This is a genomic window from Acidisoma sibiricum, assembly GCF_057837225.1.
In genome coordinates this window covers 1,206,899-1,220,223 of the sequence record NZ_CM174445.1, presented here as the reverse complement: position 1 = coordinate 1,220,223, position 13,325 = coordinate 1,206,899, and the positions used below count along the sequence as shown (strand labels likewise).

16 protein-coding genes are annotated in these 13,325 nt (G+C 64.8%); 8 read left to right on the top strand and 8 right to left on the bottom strand.

Features of this window, described 5'->3' with window-relative positions; genetic code table 11:
* Positions 1 to 37 precede the first annotated feature (37 nt).
* Both sufB and AC3G7M_RS05950 read right to left on the bottom strand, forming a co-directional pair.
* Entirely contained in the window at positions 38 to 1,525 is a 1,488-nt protein-coding gene (gene sufB, locus AC3G7M_RS05955) for a Fe-S cluster assembly protein SufB (RefSeq protein ID WP_489214788.1), read from the bottom strand.
* Positions 1,526 to 1,529: 4 nt separating this feature from the next.
* Entirely contained in the window at positions 1,530 to 1,994 is a 465-nt protein-coding gene (locus AC3G7M_RS05950; protein ID WP_489214787.1) for an SUF system Fe-S cluster assembly regulator, read from the bottom strand.
* Positions 1,995 to 2,132: 138 nt separating this feature from the next.
* On the opposite strand from AC3G7M_RS05950, the gene speB reads away from it, so the two are divergent.
* The 4 genes from speB to AC3G7M_RS05930 all read left to right on the top strand — a co-directional run bounded on the left by speB (position 2,133) and on the right by AC3G7M_RS05930 (position 4,333).
* A complete protein-coding gene (speB, locus tag AC3G7M_RS05945) occupies positions 2,133 to 3,194 on the top strand; it encodes an agmatinase (RefSeq protein WP_489214786.1) in 1,062 nt (353 codons plus the stop codon).
* A 110-nt stretch (positions 3,195 to 3,304) separates the two neighbouring features.
* Entirely contained in the window at positions 3,305 to 3,643 is a 339-nt protein-coding gene (locus tag AC3G7M_RS05940; protein WP_489214785.1) for a hypothetical protein, read from the top strand.
* 153 nt (positions 3,644 to 3,796) lie between these two features.
* Positions 3,797 to 4,012 carry a hypothetical protein gene (locus tag AC3G7M_RS05935; RefSeq protein WP_489214784.1) on the top strand — a complete coding sequence of 72 codons (216 nt, stop codon included), beginning with the start codon at positions 3,797 to 3,799 and terminating at the stop codon, positions 4,010 to 4,012.
* A 36-nt stretch (positions 4,013 to 4,048) separates the two neighbouring features.
* Complete coding sequence (locus AC3G7M_RS05930) at positions 4,049 to 4,333, top strand: hypothetical protein (RefSeq protein ID WP_489214783.1); 285 nt, start codon at positions 4,049 to 4,051, stop codon at positions 4,331 to 4,333.
* Between the two features lie 37 nt (positions 4,334 to 4,370).
* Here the strand turns inward: AC3G7M_RS05930 and AC3G7M_RS05925 are convergent, their stop codons facing one another.
* The 3 genes from AC3G7M_RS05925 to AC3G7M_RS05915 are packed head-to-tail and all read right to left on the bottom strand — an operon-like array spanning position 4,371 to position 7,354.
* Positions 4,371 to 5,765 carry an NAD(P)(+) transhydrogenase (Re/Si-specific) subunit beta gene (locus AC3G7M_RS05925; RefSeq protein WP_489214782.1) on the bottom strand — a complete coding sequence of 465 codons (1,395 nt, stop codon included), beginning with the start codon at positions 5,763 to 5,765 and terminating at the stop codon, positions 4,371 to 4,373.
* Between the two features lie 8 nt (positions 5,766 to 5,773).
* Positions 5,774 to 6,163, bottom strand: coding sequence for a proton-translocating transhydrogenase family protein (locus AC3G7M_RS05920; protein ID WP_489214781.1), 390 nt, complete (start codon positions 6,161 to 6,163; stop codon positions 5,774 to 5,776).
* Positions 6,164 to 6,217: 54 nt separating this feature from the next.
* Positions 6,218 to 7,354 carry a Re/Si-specific NAD(P)(+) transhydrogenase subunit alpha gene (locus tag AC3G7M_RS05915; protein WP_489214780.1) on the bottom strand — a complete coding sequence of 379 codons (1,137 nt, stop codon included), beginning with the start codon at positions 7,352 to 7,354 and terminating at the stop codon, positions 6,218 to 6,220.
* Between the two features lie 270 nt (positions 7,355 to 7,624).
* On the opposite strand from AC3G7M_RS05915, the gene AC3G7M_RS05910 reads away from it, so the two are divergent.
* Positions 7,625 to 7,855, top strand: coding sequence for a type II toxin-antitoxin system Phd/YefM family antitoxin (locus AC3G7M_RS05910; RefSeq protein ID WP_489214779.1), 231 nt, complete (start codon positions 7,625 to 7,627; stop codon positions 7,853 to 7,855).
* 3 nt (positions 7,856 to 7,858) lie between these two features.
* The gene (locus tag AC3G7M_RS05905) at positions 7,859 to 8,245 is read left to right on the top strand and encodes a type II toxin-antitoxin system VapC family toxin (protein ID WP_489214778.1); all 387 of its coding nucleotides are present in this window, start codon (positions 7,859 to 7,861) and stop codon (positions 8,243 to 8,245) included.
* Here the strand turns inward: AC3G7M_RS05905 and denD are convergent.
* From denD to AC3G7M_RS05890, 3 genes are all read right to left on the bottom strand, one after another.
* Positions 8,232 to 9,230, bottom strand: a complete 999-nt coding sequence (denD, locus tag AC3G7M_RS05900; protein WP_489214777.1) for a D-erythronate dehydrogenase — start codon at positions 9,228 to 9,230, stop codon at positions 8,232 to 8,234. The two genes, AC3G7M_RS05905 and denD, sit on opposite strands and share 14 nt — an antisense overlap.
* Positions 9,231 to 9,317: 87 nt before the next feature.
* Positions 9,318 to 10,613 carry a DUF445 domain-containing protein gene (locus AC3G7M_RS05895; protein ID WP_489214776.1) on the bottom strand — a complete coding sequence of 432 codons (1,296 nt, stop codon included), beginning with the start codon at positions 10,611 to 10,613 and terminating at the stop codon, positions 9,318 to 9,320.
* Positions 10,614 to 10,620: 7 nt separating this feature from the next.
* Positions 10,621 to 10,947 (bottom strand): hypothetical protein, encoded by a 327-nt coding sequence (locus AC3G7M_RS05890; RefSeq protein WP_489214775.1) that lies wholly within the window; start codon positions 10,945 to 10,947, stop codon positions 10,621 to 10,623.
* A gap of 54 nt (positions 10,948 to 11,001) precedes the next feature.
* Between AC3G7M_RS05890 and AC3G7M_RS05885 the strand changes: the two genes are divergently transcribed.
* Together AC3G7M_RS05885 and AC3G7M_RS05880 are read left to right on the top strand one after the other, a co-directional pair.
* A complete protein-coding gene (locus AC3G7M_RS05885) occupies positions 11,002 to 12,048 on the top strand; it encodes an RluA family pseudouridine synthase (RefSeq protein ID WP_489214774.1) in 1,047 nt (348 codons plus the stop codon).
* A gap of 79 nt (positions 12,049 to 12,127) precedes the next feature.
* On the top strand, positions 12,128 to 13,318 hold the full coding sequence (locus AC3G7M_RS05880; protein WP_489214773.1) for an MFS transporter: 1,191 nt from the start codon (positions 12,128 to 12,130) through the stop codon (positions 13,316 to 13,318).
* Positions 13,319 to 13,325 lie beyond the last annotated feature (7 nt).

Sequence of the window (13,325 nt, the reverse complement as noted above, 5' to 3'; positions counted from 1 at the left end):
AGACCTTTAATTTCGAGCATGATTCGCCAAGCCTTCCTTAACCCACCGAGCCTTCGAGGCTGACGGCCAACAATTTCTGAGCTTCGACGGCAAATTCCATCGGCAGCTCCTTCAAGACGTCCTTGCAGAACCCATTGACGATCAGCCCGACCGCATCCTCTTCGGACAGACCGCGGCTGCGGCAATAGAACAGCTGATCCTCGGCGATCTTCGACGTCGTCGCCTCATGCTCGATCTTGGCCGTGGCATTGCGGCTTTCGATATAGGGCACGGTATGGGCGCCGCACTGATCGCCGATCAGCAGGCTGTCGCATTGCGTAAAATTCCGCGCGTTCTGCGCCTTCGGCATCATCCGCACCAGGCCACGATAGGTGCTGTCGGAATGCCCGGCGCTGATCGTCTTGGCGATGATCGTGCTATTCGTATTGCGGCCGATATGGATCATCTTGGTGCCGGTATCGGCCTGCTGATGATTATTGGTGACAGCGACGGAATAGAACTCACCCACGCTGCCATCGCCGATCAGGATGCAGGACGGATATTTCCAGGTGATCGCCGACCCCGTCTCCACCTGCGTCCAGCTGATGCGGCTGCGCGCACCACGGCAGGCGCCGCGCTTGGTGACGAAGTTGTAGATGCCGCCACGGCCTTCCGAATCGCCCGGATACCAGTTCTGCACCGTGGAATATTTGATCTTGGCGTCATCCATCGCGACCAGCTCGACGACGGCCGCATGCAGCTGGTTCTCATCGCGCATCGGCGCCGTGCAGCCTTCCAGATAGCTGACCGAGGCACCGTCTTCGGCAATGATCAGCGTGCGCTCGAACTGCCCTGTATTCTTCGCGTTGATGCGGAAATAGGTGGACAGTTCCATCGGGCATTTCACGCCTTTGGGGATGAACACGAAGCTGCCGTCGGTAAAGACGGCCGAGTTCAGCGCGGCGAAGAAATTGTCCGCCGCCGGCACCACGCTGCCCAGATACTGGCGCACCAAATCCGGGTATTCGCGCACCGCATCCGAGATCGAGCAGAAGATCACGCCGACCTTGGCCAGCGTCTCGCGGAAGGTGGTGGCGACCGAGACGCTGTCGAAGACCGCATCCACCGCCATCGGCAGCCGATCCTCGTCACCGGGTTCGACGCCGGCCAGAATCGCCTGTTCCTTCAGCGGAATGCCGAGCTTCTCATAGGTGCGCAGCAGTTCCGGGTCGACCTCGTCCAGGCTCTTCGGGCCGCTGCCCTTTTTCTTGGGCGCCGCGTAATAATGGATGTCCTGATAGTCGATCTTCGGGTAGCCCGGCTTCGCCCAATGCGGCTCTTTCATGGTCAGCCAAGCGGCATAGGCCTTAAGGCGCCAGGCCAGCAGCCATTCCGGCTCGCCCTTACGCTCCGAAATGAAGCGAATCGTGCCCTCATTCAGGCCTTTGGGCGCCATATCCATCTCAAGCTCGGTCTCGAACCCCCACTTGTACGTGGAGCCGGTGACAGAGCGGACGGTCTCGAGGGTCTCGGCAACTGCTGGCATGGGCCTACTCGACAAAGGCTGTGGTTGAAACGGAGGCGGTGCCATGTGGCAGGCGGGCCTGCCCGGCGGCGGGTCGCTGCATATCGGCAAGGCTGATCGCGGACAATGCATCCAGAATGGCGGTATTGACCGCATCCCAGCGCCCTTTGACCGGGCAGAGCAAGGATGCGTCGCAGATCGAGATGGAATGCTCGACGCAGGCGGTCAGTGCAATCGGCCCGTCAATCGCGGCAATCACATCGGCGACCGGAATGTCATCCAGCGGCCGCGCCAGCCGATAGCCGCCCCGCGCGCCGCGTTGGGAACAGACAAGACCGGCCGTGCCCAGGATCTTCAGGACCTTGGCGACGGTCGGTTCCGGCACGCCGGTCGCTTGCGCGATGCCGCCGGAGGTCTGCAGACCGCGATCCTCTCCCAGCCGCACCAGCACGACGACCGCGTAGTCCGTCAATTTGGACAATTTGAGCATGGGTCTCTTCTACAGGGTCATTCAGGACCAAGCCAGTCCTGTTTTGAAAGGCAGCCCTGTCACGATGGCCGCTAGCGGTTGAACCGGCGCTGAGAAGTGGCTACCCAAACGTCGATGCGATCGGTGAAGGCAGGTAACATGGCGGATGATGGTTTCGAGTCCAACCTCTCTCGGCTGCGGGACAAATATGCGGGCTTGAGCGGCGGCCAGGTCTTCGACCCCCATTTCAAGGAAATCGCCGCCAAGACCATCAGCCCGGACGGACGCCGCCGCCTGCCCTATTCCGATCCGGCGACCTTCCTGGATGCAGCCTATCGCCAGAATGCCTTCGGCACGCCGGATGGCTTTGCCGATCTCGATGTCGCCCTCATCGGCGTGCCGATGGATCTGGGCGTTACCAACCGCTCGGGCTGCCGCCTGGGCCCGCGCGCCGTGCGCGCGGTCGAACGCATCGGGCCCTATGAGCATGTGCTGCGCGTCGCCCCGCTCGGCACCTTGCGGGTCGCCGATGTCGGTGATGTGCCGCTCCGTTCCCGCTACAGCCTGGAAAGCTGCCATGAGGATATCGAGGCCGCCTATAAGACCATCGTTGCGGCCGGTGTCATCCCGCTCTCCGTCGGCGGCGACCATTCCATCAGCCAGGCGATCCTGAAAGCCGTGGGCGAGCATCGCCCCGTCGGCCTCATCCATATCGACGCCCATTCCGATACCGCCGGCGCCTATGAGGGGAGCCGCTTCCATCACGGTGGCCCCTTCCGCCAGGCGGCCCTCGACGGCGTCATAGATCCCCGCCGCACGCTGCAGATCGGCATTCGCGGTACGGCCGAATATCTCTACGAATTCTCGACCGATAGCGGCATGACGGTGGTCCACGCCGAGGAGGTCGAGGAGCACGGCATTCGCCGCTATATCGAGACCGCCCGTACTCTGGTCGGCGCCGGGCCCTTCTATGTCAGCTTCGATATCGACTCGGTCGATCCCGGCTTCGCTCCCGGCACCGGCACGCCGGAAGTCGGCGGCCTGCTGCCGCGCGAAGTGCTGGCATTGCTGCGGGGGCTGAAGGGTCTGGATATCGTCGGCGGCGATGTCGTGGAAGTCGCCCCGCAATATGACGCGACCAGCAATACGGCCCATATCGCGGCCCAGGTGCTGTTTGAAATGCTCGCCCTCGTCGCCCTGCGGGAGAAACCGTCGATCTGAGGGCGCGCGCCTGTCGCATTACGAACTCGTCACCATCGCAACGGTTGAATCGTAAGCGTCAGACGCTCACTCTCCATCCCATGATGGAAAATCGCCCTCATGATATCGACATGCGCCCCGATGGCTCCTTCGTGGAAACGGCGCGCGACCCACGCTTTGCCAGGGGCGGCTTCACCGGCTGGGCGCCATCCGGTCCGCCGCGCGGCAGCTTTGCCCGCAATCTGGCGATCGTGGGCGTTTTGGCCGGCGCCGTGGTGGTTGTCGGCCTCGTCCTGTCGCTCGCACTGATCCTGGTGCCGATCGCAATCGGCGCCGCCCTCATCGGCTATGCCGCGCTGCGCTTCCAGCTCTGGCGCATGCGCCAGAACGGTACCACGATGAGCGGACCGCTCGGCCCGATCATGGCGCAGATGGACGCCATGCGCCGCGCCCGCCGCCAGGGGCGCTAGAGGCCGTCGTGTCAGCCCGACAATTGCTGCTCCTCGCGGGACTCGATTGAGCGACCGTTCGGCGCAATTAGCTTGACTGGGCGTCCCCATCGGTGAGTGATTGTCTCACAAACTGGTCGATGCGTGTTGGCAAGGGCAGTGGTGAGACAGTTTATGAGCAGTCCATATGAATCGGCGATGGTTGCTTTTCAGAAGCACCTTCACAGAAGCGCCGATGGCCGTTTTCTGCTGGACGCCGAAGACGGCATCGCGATCGGCATATCTGATCCCGTCATATTCGCTGACCTTAAGCGATCACTCGATGAGACGAACCGAAAGATCGTGCAGGGTCTGATCGATCCGAGGGTCATAGAGCCCTACATCCCCTGACTGCGAACATCTTAATTCGCATTCGGAAGGGATAGTATGGCACGGCTCACCTATACGCCGTTCGGTGTTGTGCTTGACCTCAGCCATGCTGAACTGAACCAGATTTCCAACCATCTCAACAGTGCTGCGGCGGGCACCGGGACCTTGAGCGCCATTCTGGGTGGATTTGGAGTCACGGGCGCACCTGCAGTCGTCGCTGCCGTTGCCAGTGGCGTGTTCTGGTTCGGCTCCTCTGCGCTCACGGGCTTTTGCAATCAGAACCAAAAGGGTTCCCGCCTCACCATTCTCTGGGTCGGGCTGCCCTTTTGCCGAAGCCTGTGATCGCAGGCTCCGGCCTTTCAGAGGCGCCTATGGAATGTCACAGCGCCTTAAGAATCTGCTCCACCATCTTCTTGGCGTCGCCGAACAGCATCATCGTATTATCCTTGAAGAACAGCGGATTTTCGACGCCGGCATAGCCTGATCCCATGCCGCGCTTGAGAAACAGCACGGTTTTCGCCTTGTCGACTTCCAGGATCGGCATGCCATAGATCGGCGAACTTTTATCCGTCTTGGCCGCCGGGTTGGTCACGTCATTGGCGCCGATGACGAAGGCGACATCCGCCTGGCCGAATTCGGCATTGATGTCTTCCAGCTCGAAGACATCGTCATAGGGGACATTGGCCTCGGCCAGCAGCACGTTCATATGCCCCGGCATGCGGCCCGCCACCGGATGGATGGCGTAGCGGACCTGCACCCCCTCCTCCTTCAGCCGGTCCGCCATCTCGCGCAGCGCGTGCTGCGCCTGCGCCACCGCCATGCCGTAGCCCGGCACGATGATCACCTGCCCGGCATTCTTCATGATGAAGGCGGCATCGTCTGCCGCGCCCTGCTTCACCGGCCGCGTCTCGACAACGCCTGAGGCGACCGCCGTCTCACCCCCGAAGCCGCCGAGGATGACCGAGATAAAGCTGCGGTTCATCGCCGAACACATGATGTAGCTCAGAATGGCGCCGGACGAGCCGACCAGCGCGCCGGTGATAATCAGTGCGAGATTGCCGAGCGTGAAGCCGATGCCGGCGGCAGCCCAGCCGGAATAGGAGTTCAGCATCGAAACGACGACCGGCATATCCGCGCCGCCGATCGGGATAATAAGAAGGCCGCCCAGCGCCAGCGCCGAAATCACGATCAGCCAGAAGATCAAATGCGACTGGGTGGTGATGAAGCAGACGATCAGCAGCACGAGGATGACAGCCAGCGCTACGTTGATGACGTGCCGCTGCGGCAGCATGATCGGCCGGCCGGACATATTGCCATTGAGCTTGGCGAAGGCGATCACCGAACCGGTGAAGGTCACCGCGCCAATCGCCAGGCCGATCGACATCTCGACCAGCGAACCGGTGTCGATCGCCCCCGGCAAACCGATGCCGAAGGCCTGCGGCGCATAGCTCGCGGCCGCCGCCACGCAGACCGCGGCAAGACCGACGCCCGAATGGAAGGCCGCAACCAGCTGCGGCATCGCGGTCATCGCCACCCGCCGGGCAACGACCGCGCCAATGCCGCCGCCGATGGCGATGCCCAGCACCACCAGCAGCCAGCCGCTGAAGCCGCTGGGGGCGGCGGCGGCAAGCGTGGTGAGCGCGGCGATGGCCATGCCGGCCATGCCCATCTGATTGCCCCTGCGGGAGGAGCGGGGTGACGAAAGACCGCGTAGCGCCAGGATAAACAGAATGGCGGCGACGAGGTAGAGAAGCTGCGCGAGATCCAGGGACATGATGGCGCTCAGTGCTTCTTCGGCGTCAGCGCGGCACGCGGCTTGTACATCGCCAGCATGCGTTGCGTGACCAGAAAGCCGCCGAAGATATTGATCGACGCCAGCACGAGGGCGATGAAGCCGAAGAAGCGGGCGACACCGGAATGTCCGCCCAGCACGCTATGCATCGAGACGCCAACGGCCAACAACGCGCCGACAACGATCACGGAGGAAATGGCGTTGGTCACGGCCATCAGCGGCGTGTGCAAAGCCGGGGTCACCGACCAGACGACGTAATAGCCGACGAAGATCGCCAGCACGAAGATCGCGAAGCGAAAGACGAAGGGATCGACCAGCCCTCCGCTCAATGTATGGGCGGCGGCGCCCGCGCCGGTCGCAATCACATCTGTCTGATTCATGGCATCCCCCTGGACCGCCGTCTTGCGCGGCGTGGCGTGGTGAAGGCGTGGTTTTTAGGCTGCGGCTTTGAAATTCGGATGCACGACGGCGCCGTCCCGCGTCAGCAGCGTGGCGCGGACCAGCTCGTCATCCCAGTTCGGGCTGATCGCCTTGGTCGTTTTGTCGATCAGCGTCTCGACGAAATTGAGCAGGTTGCGGGCATACAGCGCGGAAGCCGAAGCCGCGATCCGCCCCGCGGTATTGCTGTGGCCGAGGATGCGGACGCCGTTTGCCGTCACCGTTTCCTGGCCGGCGACCGCGCCCTCCACATTCCCGCCCCGCTCGACCGCAAGGTCGACGATCACGGAGCCGGAGCGCATGGAGGCGACCATGGCGGCATTGATCAGGCGCGGCGCGGGCCGGCCGGGGATCAGCGCCGTGGTGATGACGATATCCTGTTTCTTGATGTGCTCGGCCACGAGCGCCGCCTGCTTGGCCTGATACTCCGGCGACATCGGCTTGGCGTAGCCCGCCGCACTCTCCGCCTGTTTGAACTCGTCATCCTCGACCGCGACGAATTTGGCGCCGAGGGAGGCAACCTGTTCCTTCGCCGCTGGCCGCACATCGGTCGCGGTCACCACAGCGCCCAGGCGCCGCGCCGTCGCGATTGCCTGCAGCCCGGCGACACCCGCACCCATCACGAAAACCTTCGCGGCGGGCACGGTGCCGGCAGCCGTCATCATCATCGGCAGCGCCCTTCCGTAGCTCGCGGAAGCGTCGATGACCGCGCGATAGCCGGCGAGATTGGCCTGGGAGGACAGCACATCCATGCTTTGCGCGCGGGTGATGCGGGGCATCAGCTCCATGGAAAAGGCACTGATACCGGCCGCCGCGATCTGTTCCAGCGCCGCCGCCTGGCCGTAAGGGTCAAGCACGCCGATCAGGATGGCGCCCGCGGGATAGGTCGCCAGCTCGCCTGGCGTCGGCCGCCGCACCTTCAGAATAATGTCTGCCCCACGGGCAACCTCGGCCTGGTCGGCGAGGTCCGCCCCCGCGTCGGCATACTCCGCATCCGGCACGCCTGATTTCAGTCCCGCACCGCGCGCGACGACCACCGTGGCCCCGAGCTTGATCAGCTTCCCCACCGTTTCGGGCGTAACCGCCACGCGGGTTTCATCGGAGTCGATTTCGATGGGTATCGCTATGCGCATAGGTCGTTATCCCCGACTTTTTTTGTGGGGGATGCGTCGCGTCCCCGTTCTTTACGGAAGATACTAGGCGAGAAGTTTTTGCTTGGCGACTGCCTCTCTGCTGCGGCCTGCGCAACGCTCGTTAATTGATCGCTAGGTTTCCAGCACCGGCGCCTGCCGGAACCCCTATCGTCTGGCGCCAGCGCGGCGCTGACCGGTCGCATGCACCAAAACGTGGACAGCACGGCCTAATTTAGCTAGCCTAGTTAGCTAACATCACGGCCACCGAGCATGGACAGCGTCACCATCCACGCGGCTAAAACCCATCTCTCGCAATTGCTGGCGCGCGTTGAAGGCGGCGAGGAGATCATCATCGCACGCGGCAAAGACCCGATCGCCAAGCTCGTGCCCTTCCGCCCCCAGGCCCCGCAGCGCCGGTTTGGCGCGCGGCAGGGAGAGATCAGCCTTAGGCCCGCATTTTTTGACCCGCTCCCGGAAGCGGAGCTGGCCGGCTGGGAATAGTGGATGCGGCTCCTGCTGGATACGCATGCGCTGCTCTGGTGGCTGGCCGGTGACGCGGCGCTCTCCCCAGCCGCCCGCGCGGCGATTGCGGAGGAAACCAATGCGGTCTTCGTGAGCGCCGCATCGCTGTGGGAGATCACGACCAAACATCGCCTTGGCAAGCTTGTCCTCAGCGCCGCCCTCCTGTCCGACCTCACCGGCGTGGTCACCGATCAGGGCTTCCTCGGCCTGCCGATCAGCCTCCGGCATGCGCAACGCGCCGGAGACCTGCCCGGACCGCACCGCGACCCTTTCGACCGCATGCTCGTTGCCCAGGCAATCCTGGATGATCTGGTGCTTGTCTCGAATGAGCACCCTTTCGACGCCTATGGCGTGGTCAGGCTCTGGTAGGAATCACCCCGCCCAACTCGTCCTCGATATGGACCTGGATGATCTCCTCGAACTTGGTCTCGGCGACGAAGCCGAGTGAGGATGCGCGGGTGGTATCGAAACCGCGCGCCCAGGTATCGACGATGCGGATGATCCGCTCATCCGGCTCGCGCCTGATCAGCGCAACGGCCTTCGGGCCGGCCACCTTTTCCAAAGCCGCGATCTGCTCGGCGACCGTCACCGACAGGCCCGGCATCGAGAGAGTCGTGCGTCCGCGCAACAGACCAGTGTCCAGGCCCGCGGCATGAACCAGAAAGCCGATGGTCGCGCGCGGGCTCGCCATCCAATGCTGCACCGTGTCGCTCACCGGCAGCACGGCGGGCAGGCCAATCAGCGGCTCCCGGATGATATTCGAGAAGAAGCCCGACGCGGCCAGGTTGGGCTTGCCCGGCCGCACGCAGACCGTCGGCAGGCGCAGGCCGATGCCGTCGATGAAGCCGCGGCGGGAATAATCCGCCAGCAGCAGCTCGCACATCGCCTTCTGCGTGCCATAGCTCGTGCCCGGCGTCTGGAAATACTCGTCGCCGATGACATCCGGCATGTCGCCGCCGAAGACCGCGATGGAGGAGGAAAAGACCACGCGGGGTTTCCATTCCCCACCCTTGGCCTGCTCCCCGCGGATCGCGTCGAGCAGAAACCGCATCCCGTCCAGATTGACCCGATAGCCTTTTTCCAGGTCGGTCTCCGCCTCGCCCGAGACGATGGCGGCCAGATGGAAGATGATGTCGGGGCGCGTGGTCAGGACCTCGGCCGCCGTGCCCGGCACGGAGAGATCGGCCGCGGTGCAATCGGTGGTGCCGATGAAGCCATGCGGCGTCATCGGCGCGATGATATCGATCAGCGTCAGATGCTCAACCGGCTTGCCGCCCAGGCCGCCCTCCGCCACGATCCGCTCGGAAAGCTTGCGGCCGACCATGCCGGCGCCACCCAAAATCATCACATGCATCTGTCTCATCTCCTCTCGCAGGCTACGCCGCTTCGCGGTCTTGTCTGATCATCAGCCGTCTCCGGCACGGCTGTCAAAACCGGCGGCTCACAGCGCGCCGGCACTTGTCCCGAAAATGGCGCGTAACAGCAGAAACAGCACACCGCCCGCCAGGAAGCCGACCAAAGTACCGTTGATGCGGATATATTGCAGGTCGCGGCCAATCCGCAGTTCCAGCCGTTCCGTCACCGTCTTGGCATCCCATTTGGCAACGACATCGGCGACGAAATCCGCGGCCCGCTCCTGCGCCAGCGGCAGCAGGGCCGCGACGATGGCCGCGACTCCCCGGTCCAGACCCGCGCGGATCGCCGGGTCCTCCTCGATTGCCGCGCCGAACTTCTGCAAAGTCGCTTCCAGGATCGCCATCGTATGCCCGTTCGGTTTCGCGGCATCGCGCTCGATGGCAAGCCGCAGGCGCTCCCAGACATCCTGCAGCCACTCCTGCACGGAAGGATGCGAGACCACGCGCTTCACCGCGGCGCCGATTTCCGCCGCGCGCTCCGGGTCGGTCTCGATCAGCTGAATCTGCTCGCGCACCCAGTCGTCGAAGGCCAGGCGCATGGTCGATCCTTCGGGGCCGATGGCATCGATCTCGGCATTGACCGCTGCGATCACCCGTTTCGCGACACTGCCGCCGATCGCCCAGCCGAGAAGAGAACCGCCCTGTTCGCGCACGCGGTCACGAATGCCGCCGCGCAGGTCATCCTCCTTGCTCGTCAGCATGCTGCGCAGCTGACCCAGCACGAAGGTAAACACCTCCTGATGCCGCCCCCCTTCGACCAGCCCATACAGCGCACGGGCGACCACGCGGCCGGCATCCGGGCCACCGACCAGACGCGGCAGCAGACGCCGCATCAACCGGCGCGCCCGGCCGTCTTCGATTGAGGTCAGGATGCGTGGCAGCGCCGCGGCCATGGCGGCCGCCGCCGGACGGGTGGTCGCCGGGTTGGACAGAAAGCGGTGGATCAGGCCGGGTAGATCGGCCCCCGCCAGAACGCGGGACACTTCCGCGCTGGTTATGACATGGGCGCCAATGAAGCGGCCCAGCGCCCGGCCCAGCCGTTCCTTTTGCGCCGGAATGATCGCGGTATGCGGAATGGGCAGGCCCAAAGGATGACGGAACAGCGCCGTCACCGCGAACCAGTCCGCCAGGCCACCCACCACGCCTGCCTTGGAGGCAGAAGCGAGAAGTTCCTGCGGCAGGCCATGCGGCAGCGCGAAGCTCGCCCCGCACAGGCCGCCCATCACGATCAGCAATCCGGTCGCGACCGCCCGGTGCCGCCGCAGGGACCGCCGGGCCGCCGCATCGGCATCAGGAGCCAGGGCAAGGGGACCGGCATCCATCGCGCCGCTATTTCCCCAGCATGAGCTGGCCGGTGACATGCCCGGTGGCGGGGTCCACGAACAGCACACGGTCCGGGCCGCCGCCACTGATCAGCACGCTCAGCCGCCCGCCGACGCCCGCAATATTGACGATATGCGAGCCCGCCGGCTGGCTCAGCATGTTCGTCGTCAGCGCGATCGTATCGGCCGTCATGCCGCCGCTCTCGGCCACCGGCGCGGCCGGGTGGCCGCTGATCAAGTCCTTGACGACCTTGACGATCACCACCGTCGTGCCGAGCACGACGAGAATACCCAAACCGATGACCACCATCAGCAGGGGCCGTGTCTTTTCCATCAACTCGTCCTCAAACCCTATACCGGCTTTCCCGATTGCTTGTATCTCTCGCGCATGACCAAGACCCCGACCGCTTACTTCGACCCGGACGCCGACCTCGATGACGAGGACGTCATCCTTCAGCCCGATGAGATCACCGCCACGCCCGAAGATGCCGGCGAGCGGCTGGACCGGTTTCTCGCCCAGCGTTTCGACGGCGTCTCCCGTTCGCGGATCAAGAACCTGATCCTGGACGGGATGGCAAGTCGCGCCGGGGTGACGGTGCGCGACCCGTCGGAACCTGTACAGGCCGGGGTCAGCTACGCGCTTCAGGTGCCGGAAGCCGCCCCCGCGACGCCGCAGCCCGAGAATATCCCGCTGACGGTGCTGTACGAGGACTCGGATCTCATCGTCATCGACAAGCCGGTCGGCCTCGTCGTCCATCCGGCGCCGGGCAACTACCAGGGTACGCTGGTCAATGCGCTGCTCCATCACTGCGGCGACAGCCTCACCGGCATCGGCGGCGAGCGCCGCCCCGGCATCGTCCATCGCCTGGACAAGGATACGTCCGGCGTCATGGTCGCCGCCAAAACCGAACTGGCGCATGCCCGCCTCTCGGAGGTTTTCGCCAATCGCGATCTCGACCGCCACTATCTCGCCTTGGCCTGGGGGCTGATGAGCCCATCGGCCGGCGATATCGAAGGACCGATCGGTCGCGATCCGCGCGACCGCAAGCGCATGGCGGTGCGCGCCAGCGGCGGCCGTGCCGCGCTCACACATTATTCAACGCTGCAAATCTGGCGCCTCGCGGTCTCCCTGCTGGACGTGAAGCTGTCTACCGGCCGCACCCACCAGATCCGCGTCCATCTCTCCCATAACGGCCATCCCATCATCGGCGATGGCGTCTATCTGCGGCGTGTCCCGGCGGTCTCCAAAAATCTGGCGCCCGATCTGCGCACCGAGCTGATGGATTTCCCGCGTCAGGCGCTGCATGCCGCCAGCCTCGCCTTCGCCCATCCGCGCACGGGTGCGCCGCTGTCCTTCCGCACCGAGCCACCGGCCGACTTGCAGGCGCTGATCGACCGTCTGAACGCAGAGGCGGGCGTCGTCTCCACGCGTTGACAGACCCTGCGGGGCCGCCCTAGCTCAGCCCATGCCCCCAGAGACCGCGCACCGCCCATCCGCTGGACTGTCCAGGGGGATGACCCTGCTGCTGGCCGGCGCCGCTGGCACCAGCGTCGCCAATCTCTATCTCGCGCAGCCGCTGATCGGTCTCATCGGCCCCTCCGTCGGCCTGGCGCCGGGCGGCTACGGCCTGGTGGTGACACTGACTCAGCTCGGCTACGCCGCCGGGCTTCTTCTCCTGGTGCCGCTGGGCGATTTTCTGGAAAACCGGCGGCTGATGGTCACGACCGTGGCGCTCGCCGCGCTGACCCTGATCGCAACCTCGCTCGCCCATTCCGCGACCGTCTTTCTCATCGCCTGCTTCGTCATCGGCCTCACGGCCGTCAATGCGCAGATCGTGGTACCGATGGCGGCCCATCTCGCTTTGGCTGAGAATCGCGGGCGGCAGGTCGGCACCGTCGTCAGCGGGCTCCTCACCGGCATTCTGTTCAGCCGGCCGATCGCCAGCCTCATTGAAAGCGTCGCCGGCTGGCGCACCGTCTTTGTGGTCGCGACCGTCGTGACGCTTGGCATGGGCGTGGCCCTCTGGACCCGCCTGCCAGACCGGCAGCCGGCATCGCGGGGTCACTATCTGCATGTCATCGGCTCGCTCTGGCCTATTCTGCGACGCACTGGCGTGCTGCGGCAGCGCATGGCCTATCAGATGGGCCTGTTCTTCGCCTTTTCGGTCTTCTGGACGACCATTCCGCTGGAACTCACCCGTCATTTCGGCTTCGGCCAGCGCGAAATCGCGGTTTTTTCCCTCGTCGGCGCCGCCGGCGCCTTATCGGCCCCCATCGCCGGCCGCATGGCGGATGCCGGACGCAGCGTCGTCGGCACCCTCGTCGCCATCGTGATGGTCGCCGCAGGCCTCGCGCTGACCTGGGAAGGGGCCGCGGCCCGCGGCTGGCTCGGCATCGGCGTCTTCGTGCTCAGCACCATGCTGCTGGATGGCGGCGTCCAGGCAAACCTCGCCTTTTCGCAAAAAGCCCTGTTCGATCTGGCGCCGGAGCATCGCAGCCGCATGAACGCCATGTTCATCGCCGGGGCCTTTCTCTCCGCCTCCGTGGGCTCCGCGCTCGCTCCGCTTGCCTATGCCTTTGCCGGCTGGAAGCTCGTCGCCCTGCTCGGCGTGCTGCCGCCCTGCGCCGTGCTGGTGATCTATCTGGCCGACCATCGCGGGCATTGGCGCGACCGCGCCGGTCCTACCACAGCCCGCCGCGCCTGACGCGATG

What these genes read in the sequence shown, in the direction of transcription:
- AC3G7M_RS05895 (WP_489214776.1), bottom strand. Translation starts at nt 10,613, where the DNA reads ATGGATGCCGGTCCCCTTGCCCTGGCTCCTGATGCCGATGCGGCGGCC.
- AC3G7M_RS05890 (WP_489214775.1), bottom strand. Translation starts at nt 10,947, where the DNA reads ATGGAAAAGACACGGCCCCTGCTGATGGTGGTCATCGGTTTGGGTATT.
- AC3G7M_RS05880 (WP_489214773.1), top strand. Translation starts at nt 12,128, where the DNA reads ATGACCCTGCTGCTGGCCGGCGCCGCTGGCACCAGCGTCGCCAATCTC.
- sufB (WP_489214788.1), bottom strand. Translation starts at nt 1,525, where the DNA reads ATGCCAGCAGTTGCCGAGACCCTCGAGACCGTCCGCTCTGTCACCGGC.
- speB (WP_489214786.1), top strand. Translation starts at nt 2,133, where the DNA reads ATGGCGGATGATGGTTTCGAGTCCAACCTCTCTCGGCTGCGGGACAAA.
- AC3G7M_RS05885 (WP_489214774.1), top strand. Translation starts at nt 11,002, where the DNA reads ATGACCAAGACCCCGACCGCTTACTTCGACCCGGACGCCGACCTCGAT.
- AC3G7M_RS05920 (WP_489214781.1), bottom strand. Translation starts at nt 6,163, where the DNA reads ATGAATCAGACAGATGTGATTGCGACCGGCGCGGGCGCCGCCGCCCAT.
- AC3G7M_RS05925 (WP_489214782.1), bottom strand. Translation starts at nt 5,765, where the DNA reads ATGTCCCTGGATCTCGCGCAGCTTCTCTACCTCGTCGCCGCCATTCTG.
- AC3G7M_RS05930 (WP_489214783.1), top strand. Translation starts at nt 4,049, where the DNA reads ATGGCACGGCTCACCTATACGCCGTTCGGTGTTGTGCTTGACCTCAGC.
- AC3G7M_RS05915 (WP_489214780.1), bottom strand. Translation starts at nt 7,354, where the DNA reads ATGCGCATAGCGATACCCATCGAAATCGACTCCGATGAAACCCGCGTG.
- AC3G7M_RS05940 (WP_489214785.1), top strand. Translation starts at nt 3,305, where the DNA reads ATGCGCCCCGATGGCTCCTTCGTGGAAACGGCGCGCGACCCACGCTTT.
- AC3G7M_RS05910 (WP_489214779.1), top strand. Translation starts at nt 7,625, where the DNA reads ATGGACAGCGTCACCATCCACGCGGCTAAAACCCATCTCTCGCAATTG.
- AC3G7M_RS05905 (WP_489214778.1), top strand. Translation starts at nt 7,859, where the DNA reads ATGCGGCTCCTGCTGGATACGCATGCGCTGCTCTGGTGGCTGGCCGGT.
- AC3G7M_RS05935 (WP_489214784.1), top strand. Translation starts at nt 3,797, where the DNA reads ATGAGCAGTCCATATGAATCGGCGATGGTTGCTTTTCAGAAGCACCTT.
- denD (WP_489214777.1), bottom strand. Translation starts at nt 9,230, where the DNA reads ATGCATGTGATGATTTTGGGTGGCGCCGGCATGGTCGGCCGCAAGCTT.
- AC3G7M_RS05950 (WP_489214787.1), bottom strand. Translation starts at nt 1,994, where the DNA reads ATGCTCAAATTGTCCAAATTGACGGACTACGCGGTCGTCGTGCTGGTG.